Source organism: Polaromonas sp. P5_D5 (genome assembly GCF_054049435.1).
The window spans coordinates 82,371-100,000 of the sequence record NZ_JBFUMJ010000008.1 but is presented as its reverse complement, the minus strand read 5'-3'; the positions used below and the strand labels follow the sequence as shown (position 1 = coordinate 100,000).

Sequence of the window (17,630 nt, the reverse complement as noted above, 5' to 3'; positions counted from 1 at the left end):
GCCGGATCGCCGCATACACCATGCCCGGCAACCGGACATCGAGGCCAAAAACAGCCGTGCCATTGACCTTGGCAGGTAAATCCAGCCGCGGGGCGCTGCGCCCTATCAGCTTCCAGTCCCCGCGGCTTTTGAGTGTCACGTCGCCCGGCGGAGTCGCTGCGGCAAATTTCGCCAGTTCACCGTAGTGGGATGAGGGACCTGAAGGGTGCGAAATCACGCCGTTTTTGACTGTGAGCTCATCCACCGGCAATTTCCAGTCCAGCGAGGCGGCCCCCAGCAGGGATGCCCTGGCCGTGGCAGCGGCCAGCCGCACCACGTCCCAGGCATCCGCCAGGCTTGAGGAACCCCCTGTCGCGTTGATGCCGAGCTCACGGGCGACCTTGCCCATCATCCACTCGCCGATCCTGACCGGAGTAGGGCGAACCCTGGGGGCGCCTTCTTTGGCAAAGTCATCGACGTCCAGTGGGTGAAAAGGCAGGCTGCCCACCAGCATCGCGACATTACCGTAAATGGCATCAGAACCCGCCTGCGCCACGGTCACCCGCTGCAGCGGCACGTCAAGCTCTTCGGCCACCAGCATGGCCAGCGCCGTGTGCACGCCCTGGCCCATCTCGCTGCGCGGCATGGCCAGCACCACACCGCCGTCCGCCCGTATCTTGACCCAGCCATTGAACACCGCGCCATCAAGCTCGGGAATGCTCGCAGGCCAGGGCTTGGCCGGGCTGCCCAGCCGGGAGCGCGCCGGCAACAGGCTCCAGCCCACCAGCAATGCGCCTGCCGCACCGGTTGCACTGAGCAGCCAGGCTCTTCTCTTCATGAGGACGTGGCCCCCACGCTTTTCGCTTCGCGTAAGGCGCTGCCCCTTTTTTGCATATTCCGGGGCTCGTTTCCTTGGGGCGGCCCGGCGGAAAATTGAGCCCTAGGTGTTGGGCCCTTGCCGCCGGGCGCCATGCCGGCCGCGCGCTTGATGGCCACCCGGATCCGCTGGTAAGTGCCGCAGCGGCAGATATTGGTCATGGTGGCATCGATGTCCGCATCTGTCGGCTTGGGGATTTTGTCGAGCAGGGCGGCGGCCGCCATCAGCATGCCCGACTGACAATAGCCGCATTGGGGCACCTGTTCGGCAATCCAGGCGACCTGCAGGGCGTGGGGCTTGTCCGGCGCACCCAGCGCTTCAATGGTCTGAATGCGCTTGCCCACCACGGCGGACACCGGGACGACGCAGGACCGCACCGCTTCGCCGTCCACCCGCACCGTGCAGGCGCCGCACGCGGCCACGCCGCATCCGAACTTGGTGCCCGTCATGTTCAGCACGTCGCGCAGCAGCCAGAGCAAGGGCATGCCGGGGTCGGCGTCGGCCTGAACGGCCCGGCCATTGATTTGCAGTTCCAAGGTCCCTCCTTCAGCGATCGAATCGCCGGAACGGACGACTATATCGGCGAGGCGTGGCAAGCGATAGGGCGCAGATGCGACACCGGCCACCCACGTAATAACTTGTATTTAACGGATGGCACGTATGTGGCCAAGGGCGGGCTTGCGGGGCCGATGAAGAGCCTATAAAGAAACCGCGTCACGGCAGGGGCGGATAATCTGCCCCCTTATGGCACTTATTACCTTACTGGACGCCCAACTCGCTTTTGGGCACGTCGCACTGCTGGATCACGCAGATTTTTCCCTTGAAACCAACCAGCGCATCGGCCTGATCGGACGCAACGGCACGGGCAAGTCGTCCCTGCTGAAAATTCTCGCCGGCCTCGAAAAACCCGATGACGGCACGCTGCAACTGCAGCAGAACCTGCGTATTGCCTACGTGCCGCAGGAACCCAGCCTGGACCCGCATGCTACGGTTTTTATAGCTGCCAGCGCAGGACTGGCGCGCACAAGGCATGTAGTTGAGCAATATCTCGCAGCCGACGAAAACACCGACCTGGACGCCCTGCAGTCGGAAATCGAGGCGCTGGACGGCTGGACCTGGGAGCAGCGGGTCGAGGAAACCCTGCACCGCCTGCACCTGGACAAGGACGCCATCGTCGGCTCGCTCTCGGGCGGTACCAAAAAACGCGTGGCGCTGGCCCAGGCGCTGGTCGCCAAACCCGACGTGCTGCTGCTCGACGAGCCGACCAACCATCTGGACCTCGATTCCATCGCCTGGCTGGAGGACCTGCTTGTCAATTTCAACGGCAGCATCATCACCATCACGCATGACCGGGCCTTCCTGGACCAGGTCGCCACCGTCATCGTCGAGCTCGACCGCGGCAAACTGAACAGCTACCCCGGCAATTTTGCCCAGTACCTGGTGCAAAAAGAAGAGCAGATGGCCCAGGAAGCCGTCATCAATGCCAAGGCCGACAAGCTGCTGGCGCAGGAAGAGGTGTGGATCCGCAAAGGTGTCGAAGCGCGCCGCACCCGCAGCGTGGCCCGCATTGGGCGCCTCGAAGCCCTGCGCGACAACCGTGCCGCACGGCGTGATGCGGTGGGCCGCGTCAACCTGGATGTCTCCAGCGGCGAGAAGAGCGGCAAGATCGTCGCCGAGCTCACCGACGTGAGCAAGAGCTTCGGCCATCCCGGTTCGGAAAAGCTCATCGTCAACAAGTTCACCGGCACGCTGCTGCGCGGCGACAAGGTCGGCCTGCTCGGACCCAACGGCGCCGGCAAGACCACGCTGCTCAAGCTCATCCTGGGCGAGCTGCAGCCCGACGTGACGAATCCGCCCGGCAAGATTCGCCAGGGTGCCAACCTGCAGGTCGCGTACTTTGACCAGATGCGCGACAGCCTGGACCTGGACGCCACCCTGGAAGACTTCATCAGCCCCGGCAGCGAGTGGGTCGAAATCAACGGCCAGAAAAAACACGTCAAGAGCTATTTGACCGACTTCCTGTTCTCGCCCCAGCGCGCAAATTCACCGGTGCGCACCCTGTCAGGCGGCGAGCGCAACCGGCTGCTGCTGGCGCGCCTGTTCGCGCGGCCGGCCAACGTGCTCGTGCTCGATGAGCCCACCAACGACCTGGACATCGACACCCTCGAATTGCTGGAAGACCTGTTGCAAAACTACGAAGGCACGGTGTTCCTGGTCAGCCACGACAGGCGCTTCCTGGACAACGTGGTCACCAGCACCATTGCCTATGAAGGTACGCCCGAGAACCCGGGCTTCTGGCGTGAGTACGAAGGCGGCGTGACGGACTGGATCACGCAATCCAAACGCGCAGCGCAGATCACCGGTGCCAACAAGCCCGCCAGCAGCCCCGCCGGCAGCAAAACTTCAAGCAAAACAAGCCCGCAGCCCAATAAGGACGAGCGCGAGCCGCTATCAAAAAAGAAGCTGAGCTACAAGGAGCAGCGCGAGCTCGACGGCCTGCCGGCGCTGATCCAGCAATTGGAGTCGCAGCAAAAAGCCATCGGGCAGGAGCTCTATGACGGAACGCTCTACACCACGAATGCCAAACGGGCGGCGGAACTCAACGCGCGCAACAGCAAGATCGAGGAAGAGCTGATGGCCGCACTGCAGCGTTGGGAAACGCTGTCGTCTTAACGCGCCGGCTTCGCGTGTTTCCGGCGCGGTCAGTGTAGTCAAGCCTCGCGCCTACAAGAAAAATAGGCGCGAACGCAGGGACCGGCGGCACCAAATACATCTCCTTACGCTAAAGTGGCCTGCACCATGCAGACCACTTCCCGCGCCCTTCCCGGCATCCGCTTGATCCCGCACACAGGCTGGCGCGCGTTGCGGGGGCTGGCCATGGCCTTCGCCGCTCTTTGGATAGCGGGTTGCGCCTCGCTACCCAGCGAGGTCGACCGCCCGGTTTCCACCGCGCTGGCCAACCCGGCCGAAACGCGCCTGGGCAGCCTGGTGGCAGCCCGTGCGGCCAAGGCCGGCACGCGAAACGATTCGGGGTTTGCGCTGGTCGGCGACGCAGAACTGGCTTTCACCAGCCGCATGACGCTGATCAAGGCGGCGCAAAAGACACTGGATATCCAGTACTACGCCATCTTTGCCGACGAAACCACCGAACGCATGTTTGAGGCGCTGCGCGAAGCAGCGGGCCGTGGCGTGCGGATTCGCATCCTGCTGGACGACTTCAACACCTCGGGTAAAAACGCGCAGGTGCTGAAGCTGGCGTTTGAAAAAAACATCGAGCTGCGCCTCTTCAACCCCCTGCCGGGCGGCCGTGGCTCGCTGATGTTCCGAATCCTGGGCAACCTCAAGGACACGGCGCGCATGCAGCGGCGCATGCACAACAAGATTTTTGTGGCGGACAACGCGGTGGCCATTACCGGCGGACGCAACCTGGGCGAAACCTACTTCGGCCAAAGCACCGGTACCAATTTTGTGGACATCGACGTGTTGGCGGCCGGCCGCATCGCGCAAGATCTGTCGCGCAGCTTTGACCAGTACTGGAACAACCCGCTGGCATACCCGGTGCAGTCGCTGATGACCGAAAAGGAAATCGACGCACTCAAGCGCAAGCCGCCGGCCCCTGAAAACCGTTCTTCTCCCGCAGGCACGGCACAGGCCGCTACCCTCCAGGCGGGTGACGGCGCGGTACCCCCCTCAACCCGGCCGGAACGGGCGACCTCTGCATTGCCGACGCTGCCGGATTCGACCGACCTGCGGCTCTTAACCTGGACCTGGGCACCCTCGGTGCTGCTGGTGGACAAGGCGTCCAAGATCGCCGCCGACGCCGACACCACTGAAGAATCGCAGGACACCACGGTCGACGGGCTGCTGCAACTGATGTCGCAGGCCAAAAACAACCTGCTGATCGTTTCGCCGTACTTCGTGCCCGGCGAACGCATGATGAAGCAGTTTGCCGACCTCCGGCAACGCGGTATTCGTGTGCGGGTGCTCACCAACTCACTGGCATCCAACGACGCGCCGGCTGCCCACGTCGGTTACGCGCGCTACCGCAAGGCCTTGCTGGAGATGGGCATCGAGATTTACGAAATGCGCGCCGAGCAGGAAGGCTCTTTCAGCAGCTTCGGCTCGGCAGCGATCGCGGGGGGATCCACGGGCGGTTCCACCGGCGGCTCACGTGCCAGCCTGCATTCCAAGGTCGTCGTCATGGACGACCGGATGCTGGTCGTGGGCTCCATGAACCTGGACCTGCGCTCGCAGCTGCAAAACAGCGAAGTGGCCATCGTCATCCGCAACCGCGCAATCTCGGCCGAAGCCACGCGGCTGATCGAACCTACGCTGGCGTCGGGCGCCTACCGGGTCGAGCTGGAGAACAGCCGGCTGGTCTGGCGCGCGCCGCAGGGCTCGCCCCTCAAGGACTCCATGATCGAGCCGGATGCCAGTTGGGGACTGCAACTGATGCTCAAGCTGATCGGGCCCTTTGCGCCGGAAGAGATGCTTTAAAGATCGGGGCTTTGGCTCATCAAGCGGCCGCTGCAGCCTTTTGAATGGCTTCCCGGTGGGCGCCCGACTCGTCCTGAAACCCTGATTTCTGGTTTACATGACGCCCCTGCCGCGCTGCGCCCTGTCTTCCGGCGTGCAGCGGCGCAGCCGGCCGGGCGGCACCCAGCAGATCGGCCAGGCAATTGGGGCGGCCGCGTGCGCCGCTGGCCAGGTAGTCGGCCAACAGTGCGCTGAGCACCTCTGCGCTGACCAGGCCCCGCACTGCGGTGAGATGCTCAAACAGCAAATCCACCAGTTTCTCAGGTGCGAACTCATGGGTTTTACCGGTGCTGGCCCAGAGCCAGTCGCTGAAATGCAGAAAATGGCCGAATGCCGAGCCCGGTGCCAGGAGCAGCTGGAGCCCCCGTGCAAAACGCCCTGAGTTGGCCAGCATTTCCCAATACCGTGCGAAGCGGTTGATGCGCTGCATGGTGACAAAGTCAATCGTGGAGCTCTGCAAAATCGTGTACGGCGTCTGCGGGTCATACGCCATGGCGAACTCCGCCGTGTGCCGGGTAATCGGAGTGCCGCGCAAGCGCTTCAGGATGCCGAACTGGATTTCATGCGGCGCCAGTTCATGCAGGCGATCAAAACCCTCGGCGAAGCTCTCCAGCGTCTCGCCGGGCAAACCGAAGATCAGGTCTGCGTGCACATGGGCCTGGCTTTCGTTCACCAGCCAGCGCAGGTTGTCCGCGGTCCTGGCGTTGTCCTGCTTGCGCGAAATGCGCTGCTGCACCTCGGGGTTGAAGCTCTGGATACCGACTTCAAACTGCAGCGAACCTGCCGGGAACTGTGCAATCAGCACTTTGAGCCGGTCGGGCAGGCTGTCGGGCACCACTTCAAAATGCACGAACAGGTCAGGCGCCATCCGGTCCAGGAAAAACTGCAGGATGCGCACCGAGTTCTCGACCTTCAGGTTGAACGTGCGGTCCACAAACTTGAAGTTGCGTGCGCCGCGCCGGTAGAGCGCGTCCATCCCGGCCATAAACGCGTCCAGATCGAAAGCCCAGGCGGTCTTGTCGAGCGAGCTCAGGCAGAACTCGCACTTGAAGGGGCAGCCGCGCGAGGCTTCGACATACAGCAACCGTTTGGCCAGGTCTTCGTCGGTGTATTCGCCATAAGGCAGGGCCAGCGCCTCCAGTGCCGGCTGCTCCCCCGCAACGACCTTCATCAGCGGTTGCGGGCCCTCGAGCAAGGCACGGCAGAGCTTGGGAAAACTCACATCGCCCCAGCCGGTCACCACATGGTCGGCCAGGCGGCAGATTTCCTGTTCGCCCGTCTCGTAACTGACCTCGGGTCCGCCCAGCACCACCTTGATGCCGGGCCTCAGGGTTTTGAGCAGGCGCACGACCTGGGTGGTTTCCACCACGTTCCATATATAAATGCCGAGGCCGATGACTTCAGGATCGAGCGCCAGCAACTCCTCGACGATCTGCATGGGCCGTTGCTGGATCACAAATTCGCGCAGCAACGTTTGTGCGCGAAGGCCGGGGCCGCCATGCAGGTCCATATTGGCCAGCAGGTACCGCAGGCCCAGCGAAGCGTGGATGTACTTCGCGTTGAGGGTGGCGAGGACAATGCGCGGCATGCCCCTATTATCTGGGCTGACTCTGAAAACGGCTGTAATAAGGTAGCGTGAAAACGGACTAACCGTCATCGAGCGATGCCCGCACGCTGTCTTGCCTCCTAGCCTTCCAGGAACTAATCTCTGCGCCACCCGCTCACACTTGCACAATGAATGCCCTGCGTTTTCCGTTTGCCAAGCTAGCCGCTACATTTTTGATAGCTGCTTGCGCAATCCCCGTGCCCGCCAGCGCCCAAAAGGCCTTTAGCGACATTCTGGGCAAAGGCACCCCGGGCACAACCGGTGCGGTGGTCACAACGGAGCAGGTCAGTGCCGAACTGCTGGCCTGGGCGCCGCAAGGCGTGGAGCCCGGCAAGCCGGTCTGGGTGGGGCTGCGGCTCACGCACCAGCCCGAATGGCATACCTACTGGAAAAACTCCGGTGATTCCGGGCTGCCGACGCAGCTCGACTGGCAATTGCCCGCCGGCATCACTGCAGGCGATATCGCCTGGCCGACGCCCAAAAAAATCCCGATTGGCACGCTGGCCAACTACGGCTATGAAAAGGCGGTGCTGCTGCCCGTGCCTTTGACCGTGGCGCCCGGTTTCGCCGCCAGGCAGCTGGACGTCAAACTCAAGGCGTCCTGGCTGGTGTGCCGCAAGGAATGCATTCCGCAAGAGGGTGACTTTTCACTGAGCATCCCGGTGCGAAGCTCGACCGCGGCCAGCGGCCAGTTGTTTCAGGACACGTTCGCCGCCACGCCCAAAACTCTGGCCGCCGGCGCCAGCCAGGTGGCAGTCGAAGGCAAGGCGATCAGCATTTCCCTGGCCGGCTTGCCCGCTGCCCTGCAGGGCAAAACACTGGCGCTGTACCCCGAAACCGGTAGCGTGATCGAGCCCGCCGCCCCCTGGCAACAGGCTTGGCAAGGCGCGGTGTGGACGGCCCAGGTGCCCCTGTCGGGCCAGCGCACCGAAAGCCCGGCCAGCATGCCGCTGGTGGTGGCCCTGGAGAACGCCGCCTATCGCATTGACGCGCCGGTCAAAGGCCCTTGGCCTGCGCCAGCGGCTGCCACCGTCGTGCCGCCGGCACTTGAAGCGGCCTTGCGCGCCAACGCGTCGGCCGGTGCGGCACCCGTGCAAACCAGCGCACCACCGGTTGGCCTCATCGCCGCCATGCTGGGTGCATTGCTCGGCGGCCTGATCCTCAACCTCATGCCCTGCGTGTTTCCGGTGCTGGCCATCAAGGTGGTGGGTTTTGTGCAGGTGAAGGACCAGGCCACGCGCCTGACCACCGGCCTGGCTTACACCGTGGGCGTTGTGGTGTCTTTCCTGGCGCTGGGTGCGCTGCTGCTGGGTTTGCGCGCAGCGGGCGAGCAACTCGGCTGGGGCTTTCAGCTGCAGAACCCGGCGGTAGTGGCATTGCTGGCGGCACTGTTCACCTTGCTGGGGTTGAACCTGGCGGGCCTGTTTGAATTCGGCAATGTCCTGCCGGGCCGGCTCGCCGGCTGGCAGGCGAAAAATCCCACCGTCAACGCATTTTTGTCGGGTGTCCTGGCCACCGCCATTGCATCGCCCTGCACCGCTCCTTTCATGGGCGCCTCGCTGGGCTATGCGGTGGGGCTTCCGGCGCTTGAAGCGCTCGCGATTTTCGCGGCCATCGGTATAGGTATGGCATCGCCTTATCTGGCGGCGAGCGCCATACCGGCCGTGGCAAGAATGCTGCCGCGTCCCGGCCCCTGGATGGTGACCTTCAAGCAGCTGATGGCTTTCCCGATGTTTGCCACAGTCGCCTGGCTGGTCTGGGTGCTGGGCCAGCAAAGCGGCATCGACGGCGCGGGTGCACTGCTGGCCTTGCTGGTGTTGATGGCACTGGCGATCTGGGCCTTTACCCTGCGCGGCACGGCACGCACGCTGCTGGCAACCTTTTCCGTGGCGCTGGGTGCGCTGGGGCTGTGGGCCATTGGCCCGAACATCACCAAGCCTGCGGCCCTGGTGTCGGCAACACCGGCAGTGGGCGGTTGGCAAGCCTGGGAGCCGGGCCGGGTTGACCAGCTCACCGCGCAAGGGCAAAGTGTGTTCGTAGATTTCACCGCCGCCTGGTGCGTGACCTGCCAGTACAACAAAAAGACCACCCTCTCGAATGCCTCGGTTCTGGCCGACATCGAAACGAAGAACGTGGCGCTGTTGCGTGCCGACTGGACGCGGCGCGACCCGGCAGTGACAGCGGCACTGAAGCAACTGGGCCGCAACGGTGTACCGGTATATGTGATTTACAAGCCCGGCCGCGCGCCGCTCGTGCTGTCGGAGATTTTGTCGGTGGACGACATGAGGGCCGAACTGGCCAAGCTGTAAAGAACCTGTTGTCGTGTTGTTGATTATTTCTTCCTGAAGGAGTTCAAGCCATGTTGAATACCCCTCTGCAGCCCGTCCGGGCACTTACCCGCCGCAACTTTTCCGGCGCTCTCGTTGCCGCCCCCTGGCTGGCGTCGGCCGCCTTTTCCGTGCAGGCGGCCACAGCAAGTGTCGGCCAGGCAGCCCCCGACTTTTCAGCCCCCGACACGGCTGGCAAGACCCGCAACCTGGGCGATTACAGAGGCAAGCTGGTGGTGCTGGAATGGACCAATCCGGGCTGCCCTTTTGTGCGCAAGCACTACAGCGGCAACATGCAAGGCCTGCAAAAGGAATTCACCGCCAAAGGCGTGGTGTGGCTGTCCATCAACTCCACGGAGGCCGAAAGCAGCGACTACCTGGCGCCGGCCAAACTGGCCGGCTGGATGGCCGAGAAACAGGGCCAGCCGACTGCGACACTGATGGACGAGTCAGGCAGGATCGGCCAGCTTTACGGCGCCAAGACGACACCGCACATGTACATCATCAGTCCGCAGGGCCAGCTGATTTACGCAGGCGGTATTGACAGCATCCCTTCTGCCCGCGTTGACGATATCAAGACCGCCACCAATTACGTGCGCCAGGGCCTGACCGAAGCGCTGGGCGGCAAGCCCTTGAGCGTAGCAACCAGCCGGGCTTATGGCTGCTCCGTCAAATACAAGGCATGAACCAGCCATGAACCCCTTGCCACCTGCGGAGCGCATGCCGCACATCCTCAACCACTGCCGCACCATCGCGGTAGTGGGCTTGTCGCCCAAGCCTCACCGCGCCAGCTTTGATGTGGCGCGCTACATGCAGGCCAATGGCTACCGCATCATCCCGGTCAACCCGAACGCCGCCGAGGTGCTTGGCGAAAAGGCCTATTCGACGCTGCTAGAGGCCGCGCAGCACGAAAAGATCGACCTGGTGAACTGCTTTCGCAACAGCGAAGATATTCCGCCAGTGGTCGACGAAGCCATTGCGATAGGCGCCAGGGCCGTGTGGATGCAGCTCGGAATTTCCAACGCCACGGCAGCTGCGAAGGCGGAAGCGGCGGGCTTGCTGGTGGTACAGGACCACTGCCTCAAGATTGACCACCGGGTGCTGCTATCCCGCGGACTGTTGCACCCGATTGCCCAAGTGGGCGCGGCTTCCGCCTGAGCTTGCCCCTGCAGCCGGCGGCAGCCCGGGAAAGCCATGCTTGCGCGGCGCGGCGCAGCCGCTGAAAATGCCCCATGTCCTTGCGCACGGCACCCATCTCCCTTCCCGCACCAGCCATTTCTCCTTCCATTTTTTCATTCTTCCGCCCTCCCTTGCTGCTGGCCCTGGCTGCATTGGCCGGGTGCGCCAGCCAGGCGCCCACGCACAAGGGCGAAGCACAGGCCGCCCCGATGGCCGCCAGCGAGATCGGCCAGTCGGACGTGAACCGCATGGCCACCCTGGGCACGCGCGATAACCTGGAGGGTTTGCTGCGCCTGGCCGACAAGCTGTACCGGCGCAACCCGGCGGAATGGCGGAAAACCAGTACGCTCGGGCGCGACGCGGCCCTTGCCCAGCTGCGCGTGGCGGTCGATACCCGTACGCCCTGGCCCGAACTGCAGGGCAAGCGCGACATCGCCGCGCTGTCGCTGGCGCTGGGGCCCGACTTCAAGGGCGACCGCGTGGCGGCGTTCATTTATGCCAGCGCCGACATGGTGGTCACGGCCCACGGCGGGAAAACAGCGTATTACCTGACCGACAGCCTGGATGCGCAATACATCTACAACGCCGCCCGCAACATTGAAATCGCCGTATGGATGCTGTCCAACCGGCGCAATGCCGCAGGCCAGCCCTTGCTGCTGGCCGATGAAATCACCGAGCGCGAGCGCAACCTGAGCTTTGAGCGCGAGTTCGGCAAAATCATTGGCCGGCTGGATCTGCTGGCCTCAGTGCTGACGGAGAAGTACCGGCGCGCGGTGATCACCTATGTTCAGAACTTGCTGGGCGGCACGTTCCTCCAGTTCTTGCCCGTCAGGTAGGTTCACCCCCTTCTCGGCTCACTGCGTGTAGCCGGATCCCCCCTTGCAGGGGGCGGCCGCTGCGGCCCGGCAAAGCCGGTTCCGCGCGGCCACTGGATGGGAGAGAGGTTTCCGGCGCGGGGCGATCCTGGGCGGAGACAATAGGCTTTTGCCAATCGTTTTTCCGGAAGCCTCCATGCCCGACAACTATTTGCCCGAAGTCAGAAACCAGTATGAGGCGCTGCCTTATCCGCCCTGCAATCCGCAGGACGACCACAAGCGCCTGGTGCGGACCTGGCTGGAAGATTTGCCCATGATCAATCACTATTGCTTTGCGGGGAAGCAGTCGTTCCAGAATGGCTTTCGTGCGCTGGTGGCAGGCGGCGGCACCGGCGACGCCACCATTTTCCTGGCCGAGCAGTTGCGCGACACCGACGCACAAATCGTGCATCTCGACATGAGTGGAGCCAGCATCGCACTGGCGAAGGAGCGCGCGCAGATTCGCGGGCTGGCAAACATCACCTGGGTTCACGATTCATTGCTGAACCTGCCGGCCCTGGCGGCAGAGCTCGGCACCTTCGACTACATCAATTGCAGCGGCGTGCTGCACCATCTGGCCGATCCCGATCTGGGATTCAAGGCGCTGCGCAGCGTGCTCAAGGACGATGGCGCCATCGGACTCATGGTGTATGCCACCACGGGCCGCACCGGCGTGTACCAGATGCAGGAACTCATGCGCCTGGTCAACGGCGACGAGGCGGATGCGCAGCGGAAAATCGCCAACACGCGCGACTTGCTGGCTAGCCTGCCCGCCACCAACTGGTTCAAGCGCAGCGAAGACCTGCACCACGACCACAAGATGGGCGACGCAGGCATCTACGACCTGCTGCTGCATTCGCAGGACCGCTCATACAGCGTGGGCGAGCTGTTTGACTGGCTGGGCGGCGAAGCGCATGGCGCAAAGAGCGGACACGGCATGCACCTGGAGTTCACCGATGTACAGCGCGGCCTTTCGCCTTATTTGCCGCACATGGTGCTGGGAAGCAAGCCGCCGGCCATGGCCGCGGCATTGCGCAAACTGCCGCGGCGCAAGCAGTACGAAATGGCCGAACTGATGGCCGGTACCCTCATCACCCATTCGCTATACGTCACGCACGGTGACACTTGCAAGGCGCCCTATGGCGATGCGGAATACGTGCCGTTTTTCTACCACGAGCCCCTGACCGGCGAACTTGCCGCGCAGGTGTTCGGCAGCAACCGGGGCCAGCCCTTCATGCTCAGGCACCAGCATTCAGGCATCGCGGTCATGGTCAATCCCGGAAAATACGGCGCGAAGATTCTTTCGCTGGTGGATGGCCAGAGGAGTTTTGGCGAAATCTTCGACCAGTTCCGCGCTGCATGGCAAGGCAAGGCCGCGGCACCCGACAATGCCACGCTGTTTGCCGACTTCGCCGAATCCTTTGGCACACTGGCTGCCCTCGACAGGCTGCTGCTCAGGCATCCCTCGGCCGGCCCGTTAGCGGCCGGATAAGCATCCCGTCAGGGGTCCGGCCGGGCGGCACTCATGCGGCCGAGCCGGACAATTTGGGTGCCGCCAGGGGCTCTGTGGTCTGCAGATCCACCACCAGCACAAGCTCTCCGCCAAACCTGCCGATGCCCAGGCCACTCATCAGGCGTTGTTCTTCCTCGGCTGTGGCCATGCGCAGGAAGCACAGGGCCTGTTGCTTGCCGGCGTGGGAGGCCGGCAGGATATTGAGCTGGGTGACGGAGCCAAAACGGGAACACATGTTTCTCAGGACCGTTTGCAAAGTGTCGATATCGGGGCATTGCTGCAATTGATCGAGTTCAAGAGGGGGCATTTGTGCTTCGCTGAAGAGGAAAGATCACGAAAATCGGGAAACCTGAGGAGGCAGGAGCGATGGGCGATGAGAGGTGTTGCAGCATGCAACGCGCTACCGCCAGGTACGGTGAGGCAGCGACAGAGAGCAGCGTAGGACAAATTCGCTTCCGGGTACGCAACAGAACGTTTTGCAACGCTTTATGGTCAACACTTGCAAATCTCACACGCCGCTGACGCTAATTCACGGCGCTATGCATCAGCATCAAAGGCTGTAGTTTGAAAAGCAGGTGTTGCTCCCGTGTCCGTTTCCACTGTCGATCCAGCGTTTGCGCTGCACGTCCTGCCGCAGGGTGGCGAAGAGCACGATGCCACGCGTCCAACCAACGCCGACCGGCTTACCCGGCTGGCGGCCCGCTCCTGCGCCACGCCGATTGCCATCATGGTGGCGATGGAAAACGGGCAGCCGGCTTTCAGGTCGGGCACCGGCTTCGCTCCGCATGAGCGTGAAGGCCTGGTGACGCTCTGCGTCGCCACGCTGGAAAACCCGCCGCGCCAGCCGCTGATACCTGCCCGTTGTGCTCCCGGCATCAACTTTTACCGCGGTGTGCCGCTGGCCGGCGGCGACGGCGTTTTGCTGGGCGTACTGGCCGTCATGGACAGGGTTCCGCGGAACCTGGACGCAGCGCAAGAGGAAGACCAGGACACGCTTGCCGGATTGATCGCTGCGCAACTGAACCTGCAGCAGCATGCGCTGCGAACCGCAGGGGCAGAAGGACATGAGGAACCTGGGGACAGCGCAGCCGGTACGGCCGGCCAGCAGACCGAAGAAGACGCCCAGCGGCTGGCCACCCGCCTGGGCATCACGCTGGAAAGCATCACCGAGGGGTTTTACACGCTGGATCCGCAATGGCGCTTTACCTACCTCAACCGGGAAGGCGCGCGGCTGCTCCGCCGACCCAGCAAGGACCTGCTGGGCAAAAGCATCTGGAAGGAATTTCCGGGCGCCATCAACACCTCGTTTTCCGAGCAGGTCCGGGCCGCGGTTGCGGGCAACTACCAGGTGGAATTTGAAGCGCTCTATGCACCGCTGGACAAATGGTTCGAGATCCGCGCGTACCCGTTTCCGGACGGAGTCGCCATCTACTTTCGCGATATCAGCGAACGACGCAAGGCCAGGGAACAGCTCATGCTGCTGGAGACAAGCATCTCCCGCCTCAACGATATCGTGCTCATCACGGAAGCGGTACCTTCCGGAAAACCGGGCTTGCGCATCATCTTTGTCAACAACGCCTTCGAGCAACATACCGGTTATAGCCCGGAAGAGGCCCTCGGCCATTCGCCGCGCCTGCTGTGCGGGCCGTTAACCCAACGCAGCGAACTGGAGCGCATCAGCGCCGCCTTTCAGAAAGGCGAACCCGTCCAGGCCGAACTCATCACCTACAAGAAAAACGGCCGGCACTTCTGGATGGAAGTCGACATCGTGCCGGTCGCGGACGACGCCGGCGTTTTCTTTACCCATTGGGTTGCGGTGGGGCGCGACATCACGCGCCGCAAGGTGGCGGAGAGTGAAATCAAGCACCTGGCCTTCTACGACCCGCTGACGCAGCTGCCCAATCGCCAGCTGCTGATGGACAGGCTGCAAAAAGCACTCACCCACAATTACAGGCACCCGCGCGAAGCCGCGCTGATGTTCATCGACCTGGACAATTTCAAGACGCTCAACGACACCATGGGCCACCAGAAGGGAGACCTGTTGCTGCAACAGGTGGCCAAGCGCCTGGCGGCCTGCCTGGAGCAGCCCGACACGGTGGCACGGCTGGGCGGGGACGAGTTTGTGGTCATGCTGGAGGACCTGGGCCAGGATCCTCGCGAAGCGGCCGCAAAAGCTGAAGCGGTGGGCACGCGGATTCTTGCCGCGCTGAGCGAGCCCTACAGCCTGGCGGGCTACCAGCACTACAGCACCTGCAGCATCGGCATTACCTCGTTCAACCAGACCCTGGACAACATCGGGGACCTGCTCAAGCAGGCCGATCTGGCCATGTACCAGGCCAAGATGTCGGGGCGCAATACCATCTGCTTTTTCAACCCGGCGATGCAGGCCGCCGTCACCGCCAGCGCCGCGCTGCAGTCGGACTTGCGCCAGGGCCTGCGTGAAAAGCAGTTCCTCCTGTACTACCAGCCGCAGGTGGGGCGTGACGGGCGCATGACGGGCGTCGAGGCGCTGTTGCGCTGGCAGCACGGCGGGCGTGGCCTGGTACAGCCGTCCGAGTTCATTCCGGCGGCTGAGGAGGCCGGACTGATATTGCCGCTGGGCCAATGGGCGCTCGAGACAGCCTGCCGCCAGCTCGCAGCGTGGGCCCATCGTCCTGAAACCGCAGCCTTCAGCGTGGCCGTCAATGTGAGCGTGCGGCAATTCCGGCACCCGGAGTTCGTGGACCTTGTCATGGCTGCGCTCAAGGAGACGAAAGTCAGCCCGCACAAGCTCAAACTGGAGCTGACCGAAAGCCTGCTCGCCGAAAACATGGATGTCACCATCACAAAAATGGCCCGGCTCAAGAAGATGGGCGTGACCCTTTCCATTGACGATTTCGGCATGGGCTATTCCTCACTCTCATGCCTGAAGCGCTTGCCGCTGGACCAACTGAAAATCGACAAGTCTTTTGTGGAAGACATCCTGCGCGACCCTAACGACGCTGCCATCGCACGCACCATCATTGGCCTGGCGCAAAGCCTGGGGCTGGGCGTGGTGGCGGAAGGCGTTGAGACCGAAGCCCAGCGCGACTTTCTGTCGCGCCACGGTTGCGACTGCTACCAGGGCTATCTGTTCTGCAAGCCCCTGCCCATCGACGAGCTCGAAGCCTTCATCAAGACACTTCGGATTTAACGGTGACGGCAGGCAAAGGCGCGGCCTTGTGGTGTTCCAGCCGGAAGATCACCTCCTTGACGATGCCGTACATCACCGCGCGGTCGCGGCCAGGGTGGTCCGCGAAATGCACCGTCGTGGACCCGAGCGTCGCGCCCCCGGCGTCATAGCTCACCGTGATGCCGTAGGCCGTCATCAGCGGGCCACAGGCACGCCAGTCGCGCGTCCACTGCGGCAAAGCCTGATTGCTGTCCCAGAGGGTGCCTGCGCTTTCGTAGCATTCCTCGATGTGCGCATGGCCCAGCAGTTGCGCAAGGTGCCGCTCCTTGGCGATGCAACTGCGGAAATACTCCTGGTCGTTCATGCGCATGAAACACCTCTTTCGGACCCGGCGGGGCCCATGAGGCCATGGTAAATCCGAACCCGCACAAGTGCCACCCCTGCGGATATCCCGCGATGGGAGGGCCCGCCTCACACCTGAGACAATCAGGGCATGTTCGCACCCCTTCAAAACGACACCTTTTTGCGCGCCTGCCTGCGCCAGGCCACCACCCATACTCCCGTCTGGCTGATGCGCCAGGCCGGCCGCTATTTGCCCGAGTACCGCGCCACGCGCGCCCAGGCCGGCAGTTTCATGGGCCTGGCCACCAACACCGACTACGCCACTGAAGTCACGCTGCAGCCGCTGGAGCGTTACCCGCTGGATGCAGCCATCCTGTTCAGCGACATCCTGACCGTGCCCGATGCCATGGGCCTGGGCCTGTCGTTTGCGCTCGGTGAAGGCCCGCGCTTTGCCACGCCGGTGCGTGACGAAGCTGCGGTGGCCAAGCTGGAAGTGCCTGACATGAACAAGCTGCGCTATGTTTTTGACGCCGTCACGTCGATCCGCAAGGCGCTGAACGGCCGCGTGCCGCTGATCGGCTTTTCGGGCAGCCCCTGGACGCTGGCCTGCTACATGGTCGAAGGCGCAGGCTCCGACGACTACCGCCTGGTCAAGACCATGCTGTACCAGCGCCCGGACCTGATGCACAAAATGCTTGCCGTGAACGCCGACGCGGTTGCCTCCTACCTGAACGCACAGATCGAAGCCGGCGCCCAGGCCGTGATGATTTTTGACAGCTGGGGCGGCGTGCTGGCCGACGCAGCCTTCAAAACCTTCAGCCTGGCCTACACGGCCCGCGTGCTGGCCCAGCTCAAACGCGAGCACGAGGGCGTCAAGATCCCCCGCCTCGTCTTCACCAAAGGCGGCGGCCAGTGGCTCGAAGCCATGGCGCAGCTCGATTGCGAAGTGCTGGGACTGGACTGGACGGTCAACCTGGCCAGGGCGCGCGCGCTGGTCGGTGAAAACGGACCACATGCCAAAGCCTTGCAGGGCAACCTGGACCCCAACGTGCTGTTTGCCAACCCGACCCAGATAGAAGCCGAAGTGAAAAGCGTGCTGGACAGCTTTGGCAAGCCCCATATTGATGCCAGCAAGCCTGGACCGGCCCATATTTTCAACCTGGGGCATGGCATCAGCCAGCACACGCCCCCCGAAAGTGTGGAAGTGCTGGTGCGCGCAGTACACGCTCACTCTCGCAGCATGCGCGCCGCTGGTACCTAAACTTT

Annotated in this window: 13 protein-coding genes and 1 pseudogene (1 of these 14 only partly in view); 9 read left to right on the top strand and 5 right to left on the bottom strand. The window is 63.2% G+C overall.

What is annotated here, in order from left to right; translation table 11 throughout:
• Together ACXJKE_RS21920 and ACXJKE_RS21915 are read right to left on the bottom strand one after the other, a co-directional pair.
• Positions 1 to 817, bottom strand: partial view of a molybdopterin cofactor-binding domain-containing protein gene (locus ACXJKE_RS21920; protein ID WP_457282700.1) — the start only. 1,493 nt of this gene lie to the left of the window's left edge; only the first 817 of its 2,310 coding nucleotides appear in the window; it begins with the start codon at positions 815 to 817; its stop codon lies beyond the left edge, outside the window.
• A gap of 137 nt (positions 818 to 954) precedes the next feature.
• Positions 955 to 1,392, bottom strand: a pseudogene (locus ACXJKE_RS21915) ((2Fe-2S)-binding protein); the annotation flags it as partial.
• A gap of 208 nt (positions 1,393 to 1,600) precedes the next feature.
• Here ACXJKE_RS21915 and ACXJKE_RS21910 point away from each other — a divergent pair.
• Positions 1,601 to 3,529: an ATP-binding cassette domain-containing protein gene (locus ACXJKE_RS21910; protein ID WP_457282699.1), complete on the top strand. Its 1,929-nt coding sequence runs from the start codon at positions 1,601 to 1,603 to the stop codon at positions 3,527 to 3,529.
• 126 nt (positions 3,530 to 3,655) lie between these two features.
• Positions 3,656 to 5,353: a phospholipase D-like domain-containing protein gene (locus tag ACXJKE_RS21905; protein WP_457282698.1), complete on the top strand. Its 1,698-nt coding sequence runs from the start codon at positions 3,656 to 3,658 to the stop codon at positions 5,351 to 5,353.
• A gap of 19 nt (positions 5,354 to 5,372) precedes the next feature.
• On the opposite strand, the gene ACXJKE_RS21900 is transcribed toward ACXJKE_RS21905, so the two are convergent.
• Entirely contained in the window at positions 5,373 to 6,980 is a 1,608-nt protein-coding gene (locus tag ACXJKE_RS21900) for a B12-binding domain-containing radical SAM protein (protein ID WP_457282697.1), read from the bottom strand.
• Between the two features lie 146 nt (positions 6,981 to 7,126).
• Here ACXJKE_RS21900 and ACXJKE_RS21895 point away from each other — a divergent pair, with 146 nt between their 5' ends.
• From ACXJKE_RS21895 to ACXJKE_RS21875, 5 genes are all read left to right on the top strand, one after another.
• Positions 7,127 to 9,307, top strand: a complete 2,181-nt coding sequence (locus ACXJKE_RS21895) for a thioredoxin family protein (RefSeq protein WP_457282696.1) — start codon at positions 7,127 to 7,129, stop codon at positions 9,305 to 9,307.
• A 50-nt stretch (positions 9,308 to 9,357) separates the two neighbouring features.
• Positions 9,358 to 10,011 carry a thioredoxin family protein gene (locus ACXJKE_RS21890; RefSeq protein WP_457282695.1) on the top strand — a complete coding sequence of 218 codons (654 nt, stop codon included), beginning with the start codon at positions 9,358 to 9,360 and terminating at the stop codon, positions 10,009 to 10,011.
• 7 nt (positions 10,012 to 10,018) lie between these two features.
• Positions 10,019 to 10,483: a CoA-binding protein gene (locus ACXJKE_RS21885; RefSeq protein WP_457282694.1), complete on the top strand. Its 465-nt coding sequence runs from the start codon at positions 10,019 to 10,021 to the stop codon at positions 10,481 to 10,483.
• Positions 10,484 to 10,557: 74 nt separating this feature from the next.
• Entirely contained in the window at positions 10,558 to 11,340 is a 783-nt protein-coding gene (locus ACXJKE_RS21880) for a hypothetical protein (protein WP_457282693.1), read from the top strand.
• A 175-nt stretch (positions 11,341 to 11,515) separates the two neighbouring features.
• Positions 11,516 to 12,850 carry a class I SAM-dependent methyltransferase gene (locus tag ACXJKE_RS21875; RefSeq protein ID WP_457282692.1) on the top strand — a complete coding sequence of 445 codons (1,335 nt, stop codon included), beginning with the start codon at positions 11,516 to 11,518 and terminating at the stop codon, positions 12,848 to 12,850.
• A 31-nt stretch (positions 12,851 to 12,881) separates the two neighbouring features.
• Here the strand turns inward: ACXJKE_RS21875 and ACXJKE_RS21870 are convergent, their stop codons facing one another.
• Positions 12,882 to 13,106 (bottom strand): hypothetical protein, encoded by a 225-nt coding sequence (locus ACXJKE_RS21870; RefSeq protein ID WP_457282691.1) that lies wholly within the window; start codon positions 13,104 to 13,106, stop codon positions 12,882 to 12,884.
• A 351-nt stretch (positions 13,107 to 13,457) separates the two neighbouring features.
• On the opposite strand from ACXJKE_RS21870, the gene ACXJKE_RS21865 reads away from it, so the two are divergent.
• Positions 13,458 to 16,043, top strand: a complete 2,586-nt coding sequence (locus ACXJKE_RS21865; protein ID WP_457282690.1) for a putative bifunctional diguanylate cyclase/phosphodiesterase — start codon at positions 13,458 to 13,460, stop codon at positions 16,041 to 16,043.
• Here the strand turns inward: ACXJKE_RS21865 and ACXJKE_RS21860 are convergent.
• Entirely contained in the window at positions 16,024 to 16,392 is a 369-nt protein-coding gene (locus tag ACXJKE_RS21860; protein ID WP_457282689.1) for an aminoacyl-tRNA synthetase, read from the bottom strand. The two genes, ACXJKE_RS21865 and ACXJKE_RS21860, sit on opposite strands and share 20 nt — an antisense overlap.
• Before the next feature lie 123 nt (positions 16,393 to 16,515).
• Here ACXJKE_RS21860 and hemE point away from each other — a divergent pair, with 123 nt between their 5' ends.
• Positions 16,516 to 17,625 carry a uroporphyrinogen decarboxylase gene (gene hemE, locus ACXJKE_RS21855; RefSeq protein ID WP_457282688.1) on the top strand — a complete coding sequence of 370 codons (1,110 nt, stop codon included), beginning with the start codon at positions 16,516 to 16,518 and terminating at the stop codon, positions 17,623 to 17,625.
• The last annotated feature ends 5 nt before the right edge of the window (positions 17,626 to 17,630 follow it).

Excerpts from the sequence above, each read along its gene's own strand:
- ACXJKE_RS21910 (WP_457282699.1), top strand. The coding sequence starts at position 1,601 with ATGGCACTTATTACCTTACTGGACGCCCAACTCGCTTTTGGGCACGTC.
- ACXJKE_RS21905 (WP_457282698.1), top strand. The coding sequence starts at position 3,656 with ATGCAGACCACTTCCCGCGCCCTTCCCGGCATCCGCTTGATCCCGCAC.
- ACXJKE_RS21900 (WP_457282697.1), bottom strand. The coding sequence starts at position 6,980 with ATGCCGCGCATTGTCCTCGCCACCCTCAACGCGAAGTACATCCACGCT.
- ACXJKE_RS21895 (WP_457282696.1), top strand. The coding sequence starts at position 7,127 with ATGAATGCCCTGCGTTTTCCGTTTGCCAAGCTAGCCGCTACATTTTTG.
- ACXJKE_RS21890 (WP_457282695.1), top strand. The coding sequence starts at position 9,358 with ATGTTGAATACCCCTCTGCAGCCCGTCCGGGCACTTACCCGCCGCAAC.
- ACXJKE_RS21885 (WP_457282694.1), top strand. The coding sequence starts at position 10,019 with ATGAACCCCTTGCCACCTGCGGAGCGCATGCCGCACATCCTCAACCAC.
- ACXJKE_RS21880 (WP_457282693.1), top strand. The coding sequence starts at position 10,558 with ATGTCCTTGCGCACGGCACCCATCTCCCTTCCCGCACCAGCCATTTCT.
- ACXJKE_RS21875 (WP_457282692.1), top strand. The coding sequence starts at position 11,516 with ATGCCCGACAACTATTTGCCCGAAGTCAGAAACCAGTATGAGGCGCTG.
- ACXJKE_RS21870 (WP_457282691.1), bottom strand. The coding sequence starts at position 13,106 with ATGTGTTCCCGTTTTGGCTCCGTCACCCAGCTCAATATCCTGCCGGCC.
- ACXJKE_RS21860 (WP_457282689.1), bottom strand. The coding sequence starts at position 16,392 with ATGCGCATGAACGACCAGGAGTATTTCCGCAGTTGCATCGCCAAGGAG.
- hemE (WP_457282688.1), top strand. The coding sequence starts at position 16,516 with ATGTTCGCACCCCTTCAAAACGACACCTTTTTGCGCGCCTGCCTGCGC.